Source organism: Desulfonatronospira sp. MSAO_Bac3 (genome assembly GCF_003838035.1).
In the GTDB taxonomy this organism is placed as follows: Bacteria; Desulfobacterota; Desulfovibrionia; order Desulfovibrionales; family Desulfonatronovibrionaceae; genus Desulfonatronospira; species Desulfonatronospira thiodismutans.
In genome coordinates, this window is sequence record NZ_QYZY01000275.1 from 1 (window position 1) to 6,259 (window position 6,259).

Here is a 6,259-nt window from a genome sequence, read left to right on the forward strand (position 1 = left end):
TTAGCGCTTTGCATGTGGCATGGGGACTGGCTCTTCCGGGACCCACTTGTCCCAAAAAATGAGATATTTTAAGCACAAAATGATGCTCAAGTGGGTCCCGGAGTGCCTGTCCCCTGCTTTCTTAAAAGCGCTAAACAGATACTAAAATTTTATGCCTGCCTCAATTGGGGACAGGCACTTTTGCCGGTTGATAACTTGTAATTGTTTTAAAAAGTTGGCGGCAAAAGAGCCAGTCCCCGAGGTAAATAAATAAGTTTCGCTGTAGTGTTAACAGGTGAATAAAGAGTTGTGATTTCAATGTGTTAGATCATGAATGCATCTGGACAGTTGGGCTTTAGAAAAACACAATAAATCCAGAGCATTGTACAAATCACGCCTCAGGAGTGATTGACTCTCCAGGTCAATAGTAGCATCTTATAACAAGGATATTGTATGCAGGAAAATTTTCTTCACAAAAAAGTAACCATAATCGGCACCGGCATGGTGGGCATGTCCTATGCCTATGCCCTGACCATCAAGGGATTCGTCCGGGAGCTTGGCCTGATAAACCGCACCCCTGAGAGGGCCCAGGGCGAGGCCATGGACCTCTGCCACTGTCTGCCCTTTGTGGAGCCCATGGACATCAAGGCCGGCGGATACGAAATGTGCCGCGACGCCCAGATCGTGGTCATCACAGCCGGCGCGGCCCAGCGAGAGGGAGAGACCAGGCTGGACCTGCTGCACAAAAACGCCGGCATCATCCAGGATATCGTTCCCAGAGTCCTGGAACAAAATCCCAACCCCATACTGCTAATTGCCAGCAATCCTGTAGACGTACTTACTTATGTAGCCCTGAAGGTCTCTGGACTCCCTTCCAGCAGGGTCATAGGTTCAGGCACTGTCCTGGACACCATGCGTTTTCGCTATCTTATTTCCCAGTACTACAACGTGGATGCCAGAAACGTGCACGGCTACATCCTGGGTGAACATGGAGACAGCGAGGTGCCGGTATGGAGCCGGGTGAACATAGCAGGGATTCCTTTGTCCGAGTACTGCATGATGTGCGGGGAACTGGTGGACAGTCAGAAAAAGGAAATCGAGTCAGATGTTCGCAATGCGGCCTATCACGTAATCCAGAAAAAGGACTCAACATATTATGCCATAGGGCTGGCCCTGGTGCGCATCACCCAGGCCATTCTCATGAACCAGCAAAGTGTTCTCACCGTGGGCACCCTGGTCAACGGCGAATACGGCATCAAAGACGTATGCCTGTCCCTGCCGTGCGTAGTGGGCAGCAACGGCATAAGTCAGGTACTGGCCAATCCCATGCAGCAAAACGAGGTCGAGGCCCTGCAGAATTCTGCTGCTGTTCTTCGCAAGGCCCTGGATTCCATTGGATGGTAGGCTTGGGATTCTGGATTCAGGAAGGGATTCTGGTATTGAGGTATTGAGGTATTGAGGAATTAGGGATTCAGGGATTCAGGGATTGGGGAATTGTGTATTCATGGAGCAAGAGGAGATGGCTGCTCGCCATGATAATGGTTTTGCTGACACCCTGCCCCGCTGGATTACGTGCACGGCGTAAACTCCCCTCCTTAGCCAAGGAGGGGCCGGGGGTGGTTGTATGAGATCCCTTCCTTTTACTGATGGTGCCCCGTAGAGGCCTCTTTTTCCGCGCAGGGTCGCGGAAAAGGCATAGAAGCTGAATCGTTAATCAGGAGTTCTGGTTATGAAAATTGTTTTTCACAAACAATTCCTGGAAAGTTACGCTACGGACCCGGCAGCCGAGGAAGGCAGGCTGGACCGGGCCAGGCAGGTACTGCAGGAAGAGTACGAATTTATTGAACCCCGTGAGGCCTCCCTGGAAGACATTCTGCTGGTGCACACCCAGGCCCATGTGGACAAAATCTCGCGGATGGAGCCCATTTACAGCGCAGCCATGCTCGCTGCAGGCGGCGCCTGCATGGCTGCCGATATTGCCATGCAGGGCGAGCCGGCCTTCGGCCTTATCCGCCCTCCCGGGCACCACGCCAGCCCGGATTTCTGCTGGGGGTTCTGCTGGTTCAATAACGTAGCCATAGCTGTAGAAAGACTGATTCACAGAGGTGAAATAAATTCAGCCTATATCCTGGATATAGACCTGCATTTCGGGGACGGCACACAGGGATTTTTCCTGGGCCGCGAAGACGTGATTTATCAGCACATGGGTGATATGGACGAATTGCCCCGGGAGCTGGAACAGGCCGGCAATCCTGACCTCATTGCCGTATCAGCCGGCTTTGACCGCCACCTCCTGGACTGGGGAGGATATCTGAGCACCCAGGACTATCAAGAAATAGGCCGGCAGGTGAAAGACCTTGCCCAAAACACCTGCCCGGGACGGGTATTTGCTGTCCTGGAAGGCGGATATAATCACCAAGTCCTGGGCGACAACATACTGGCGCTGCTACAGGGACTGCAGGAGTCCTGATGAGAGGCTTATGTGCGCCTGTGTTTTTGACGACACATTACCAGCAGCCTCTCCAGTGCCTGACAGGACCGTAATACCTGGGATACCAGCGGCCGGGCTCAGGCTTTTTGAACCTGAAATCAGCAGGCCTGGGGCTGCAGCGCAGGTCCCAGTGATGAACCTTATACGGAAGACTCCTGTATGCAGGCTGGTACCCAGGACAAACAGGGCGCTGAAAATCCTCATGCAGGACTTCGTTGCCAGACACTGCAGAATCTGCATATTGATGTGGACAATACCCTCGCGGAGCAGCACACCCTGCCAGGAAAATCAGCAGCAAACCCACCAGCCCAAAACAATAAAACCTGTTCATAATCTTCCCCCGAATTTTGATCGGAATTTAATTCTGCCTACTCTGTGCACCCATTAAATGCTTCAGCTTCAAACATTCTCCAGCAAGATTCAACTCAACTGACACTATTTTATAAATTCCTGATTTTCTGGCCTGACCTGCCCTGCTTTTTACTGTCCCGTACTCCTGAAAAGCCTGATCTGGGTCTGCGCATCCCACTTCTGGGGATCAGGCAGCTGGTTTTTGCTTTTAAACATTTCCAGGGCCCGTTTGGAATTTCTGCCCCATATGCCGTCTATTCTGTCCAGGTATAGACCAAGGTCCGCCAGGCGTTTCTGGATAAGCTTGGCATCTGTACTCCTGGATGGATTGAGTAGAATTGCTCCTTCTGACAGAGGCCCTTTGCCGTTGACCTTTTTCTCCTCCACCTCTTCTTCCGAGGGCACAGTTTCCGCTTCGGTCATGGCCTTGAGGTCCCCGTCCAGCCGGAATGAAAAATCATGGGAAGCGATAACAGCATTGTCTGTTGTTTTAACCAGCTTGGTGGTAACCATAGCTCTATCGCCCTGTACATGATAAGTCCCGGTAAGAATTGCCTGGGCCCCCCAGGAGTCCTTGAGGTGATCCATATCCCTGGACAGTGCGAATTCGCCGCTTCCCCTGGCCATGCGCATGGAATCCTGTCTAAGCTTCATCTCCACCACATTGTAACCGTGCTGGGAAAGCCTGGACCCCATGAGTTCTCCCATCTGCCTGCCAAGAACCGAGGTCTGATCCAGGTCGCTTACATCCACAAAGCTGGTGGTCATAATGGGCAGTGTTCTGCTCAAATCACGGGTAATATTGTACTCCAGCATGTCCGCCGCCTGATATGCTATCCCCGGCAGCCCCTCTTTTGCGTGATATAATTGCGGCTGCCAGGCATAAACAGTATTTATGCCCGCCATGAAAAACAACATCGCCGCAATAAAGATTGCAAGTCTTTTCATAACTCCTCCGGTTTAATCATAATCGCGTCTCAATCAACAAGCCGGTAGTTTACCTTTGACGGATCCCTGTAGATTGAATGCTGTTTGTAATGATCCCAGTCAGCATCATTTATATAGTATATGGAGGAATCACGCATGATATAATTATCATTCATGGTCAGAGAGGTTGTGACCATCACTTCCACCGAAGGCAGTTCCGGGGTATATGCTCCGGATTCTACGTTTACCATGGCTCCTCCCACCTGACGTTCCTGCGGGGCTATGGTGCCTGGTGATGCCTGCCCCGGCGGCTGTCTCTTTACGTACATTCCAGGAGCAAGGGACCTGTACACTCCCTTTTGCGTTCTGACCATGCGCTCACTGTGTCTGACCATCTCCAGGTCAAAAGACAGCACCATCGACTGACTCTCACTCCTGGAAACTCGCATGCCCTGCTGCACCATTTTGGTTAAGACAAGATCGTAAAAGGCCTTTTCAAATGGAGTGCTGCCTGGAGGAGCCACATAAATGGAATAACTGCCCATGGGAATGGAACGCGCTTCCAGAGAATTTTCTATTCTTCTGGCCACATCCCCTGCCAGCAGCTCCCAGTGCTGTACGGCCTGCATCTTTTTCTGGGTGGTCAGGGAATACCCCGTGGGCACAGGCACCTGTGAGGACACAGGCTGGGCCGCCCTGGGCTGGTACGGCTTTTCATAGTAGGTACATCCGCCTATGAACATAAATAAAAGTAAAATGACAAACAACCTGTAATAGCAGGACATATTACCTCCACAGGAAAAGTATTGGCTGCGGTAACAGAAGATTCGCTATATTATTCGGACAGGGTCACAAAAAGTTTAGGCACAAACATCTCAAAATAATCCTGAATGACTGCTCATGTCGATGTGAATATACCGTAACCATTCAGTGGGTTCCGCGGTGATGATTACTGGCACCAGGCCCTGGGGACTGTCCCCCGCTAAGTACTAAATGTGCAGATTCACGAAACTTCGCGTCTGTACTTTTTGTATTTGTGCAGAAAAGGTGTCGCGGGGACTGTCCCCAGGCCGATTGAGGCATCCCCTGAATGGTTACAATATACCCAGGCCTTTTATCTAAAATGGCACGGCAAGTGCATAACATTTTTTCAGGAGGAAATTATGACCAGGTACTGCACAGCAATTCTAGTTTGTCTGATTTTGTCTATTGCGGCAGGTTGCGCTTGGCAGGGTCAGAATAACGACGTCCGGAAAATCCCGGAAAAGCAGGCGGAAATCATTCATGATAATCACCGTGCAGGATATGAGCTGCATAACATGCTTGTTGCCACTTTACCGCAGGAAACCACCATCCTCCTGACCACTTTCGTCAACCTGGACAACTTGGAAGAAACCAGCTCCCTGGGGCGTATCGTGCCGCACCATATCGGCACCGCCCTGACCAGATGCGGTCACGAAATTGTTGATATCCGCCTTCGCCGGGACTCCCTGCTGGTCAGGCAAAAGCAGGGAGAGTTCGGACTTTCACGTGAAATAAAAGAAATCGCCCGGGACAACCAGGCCAATTATGTCCTGGCAGGCACCTATTCAGTTCTTTACAACCGCATCCTGGTCAACGCCAAGGTCCTGCGCAGCTCAGACGGCCTGACTGTTGCCGCCACAGACTATTACCTTCCCTACGATTCCACGGTCCTCGATCCTGCAGGCTTCTCAGGAGAGCAGGCCGCGGAAACTATTTTTACTCCAAACGTCCTTACCGGATTTTGACAGTCAAGGGATAAAGCTTGGCAGTCAATACCGGAATCGGCGTCAGTCCTCAATAATTTCCCGAACTCAAATCTCACTCAGACAAACGCACTCTCCAGCTCCCGGGCCGCCTGCCTTGCTTCCTGCTCCCTGCCGGCCGGAACGGGCACGCGCACCAGGATATCCCCGCCCCCGTGGCCCAGCTGGAAATAATGGATTACCAGGCAGGGATTTGTACCGGTTTCCACCGCGGCTGACTGAAACCTGTGAAAAAAGCCGGTCCAGGTGTGAGTCTGCCCCCCGAGATACAGGCCTTTGAGTCCTATGTGGGCCTCAAAAGGGCCGCGCAGGAGCCGCCGCCGGGAAAATACAGGAACTGATACGGCGATGAGGACAAGCGCAAAAAACACCCCGCTTATGATCATCACTGCCAGCACCCCGGCCAGCCAGGAGACCACCAGGGCTGCACCCAGAAGTACAAGGCCTATAAAAGCCAGCTTCTGCAGCATATCCCCGCGCTCTATATCGTACTGCGTATGGACAAAGTTCTGCCATTCTGCAGGGGTGTAGCTCCATTGAACCAGGCGTTTTTCTCCCTGCAAAAGAGCCTGGATGTATTTATAGGGGCCAAAAAAAACCAGAACACTTAACACTCCGCTCAAACACAGGAAAAGGCCCACGAAAAAAGCGGCAAAACCCAGATCACCCCTGCCCCATATCCCGTAAAGATGGGGCATGCAGATCATGGCCGCACCCACAAGAA

6 protein-coding genes are annotated in these 6,259 nt (G+C 51.8%); 3 read left to right on the forward strand and 3 right to left on the reverse strand.

Features of this window, described 5'->3' with window-relative positions:
- The first annotated feature begins 432 nt into the window (after nt 1-432).
- Together D5S03_RS09360 and D5S03_RS09365 are read left to right on the forward strand one after the other, a co-directional pair.
- Nucleotides 433-1,383 carry an L-lactate dehydrogenase gene (locus D5S03_RS09360; RefSeq protein ID WP_008868650.1) on the forward strand — a complete coding sequence of 317 codons (951 nt, stop codon included), beginning with the start codon at nt 433-435 and terminating at the stop codon, nt 1,381-1,383.
- 325 nt (nt 1,384-1,708) lie between these two features.
- On the forward strand, nt 1,709-2,449 hold the full coding sequence (locus D5S03_RS09365; RefSeq protein WP_008868651.1) for a histone deacetylase family protein: 741 nt from the start codon (nt 1,709-1,711) through the stop codon (nt 2,447-2,449).
- A 501-nt stretch (nt 2,450-2,950) separates the two neighbouring features.
- Here the strand turns inward: D5S03_RS09365 and D5S03_RS09370 are convergent.
- Together D5S03_RS09370 and D5S03_RS09375 are read right to left on the reverse strand one after the other, a co-directional pair.
- Nucleotides 2,951-3,769 (reverse strand): FlgO family outer membrane protein, encoded by an 819-nt coding sequence (locus D5S03_RS09370; protein WP_008868652.1) that lies wholly within the window; start codon nt 3,767-3,769, stop codon nt 2,951-2,953.
- A gap of 29 nt (nt 3,770-3,798) precedes the next feature.
- Entirely contained in the window at nt 3,799-4,533 is a 735-nt protein-coding gene (locus tag D5S03_RS09375) for a hypothetical protein (protein WP_008868653.1), read from the reverse strand.
- Between the two features lie 378 nt (nt 4,534-4,911).
- Here D5S03_RS09375 and D5S03_RS09380 point away from each other — a divergent pair, with 378 nt between their 5' ends.
- Entirely contained in the window at nt 4,912-5,517 is a 606-nt protein-coding gene (locus D5S03_RS09380) for a FlgO family outer membrane protein (RefSeq protein ID WP_008868654.1), read from the forward strand.
- Nucleotides 5,518-5,594: 77 nt separating this feature from the next.
- Here the strand turns inward: D5S03_RS09380 and D5S03_RS09385 are convergent.
- Nucleotides 5,595-6,259: hypothetical protein (locus tag D5S03_RS09385; protein WP_287043660.1), on the reverse strand; the 665-nt coding region annotated here is incomplete at its 5' end.

What these genes read in the sequence shown, in the direction of transcription:
- D5S03_RS09370 (WP_008868652.1), bottom strand. Translation starts at nt 3,769, where the DNA reads ATGAAAAGACTTGCAATCTTTATTGCGGCGATGTTGTTTTTCATGGCG.
- D5S03_RS09360 (WP_008868650.1), top strand. Translation starts at nt 433, where the DNA reads ATGCAGGAAAATTTTCTTCACAAAAAAGTAACCATAATCGGCACCGGC.
- D5S03_RS09365 (WP_008868651.1), top strand. Translation starts at nt 1,709, where the DNA reads ATGAAAATTGTTTTTCACAAACAATTCCTGGAAAGTTACGCTACGGAC.
- D5S03_RS09380 (WP_008868654.1), top strand. Translation starts at nt 4,912, where the DNA reads ATGACCAGGTACTGCACAGCAATTCTAGTTTGTCTGATTTTGTCTATT.
- D5S03_RS09375 (WP_008868653.1), bottom strand. Translation starts at nt 4,533, where the DNA reads ATGTCCTGCTATTACAGGTTGTTTGTCATTTTACTTTTATTTATGTTC.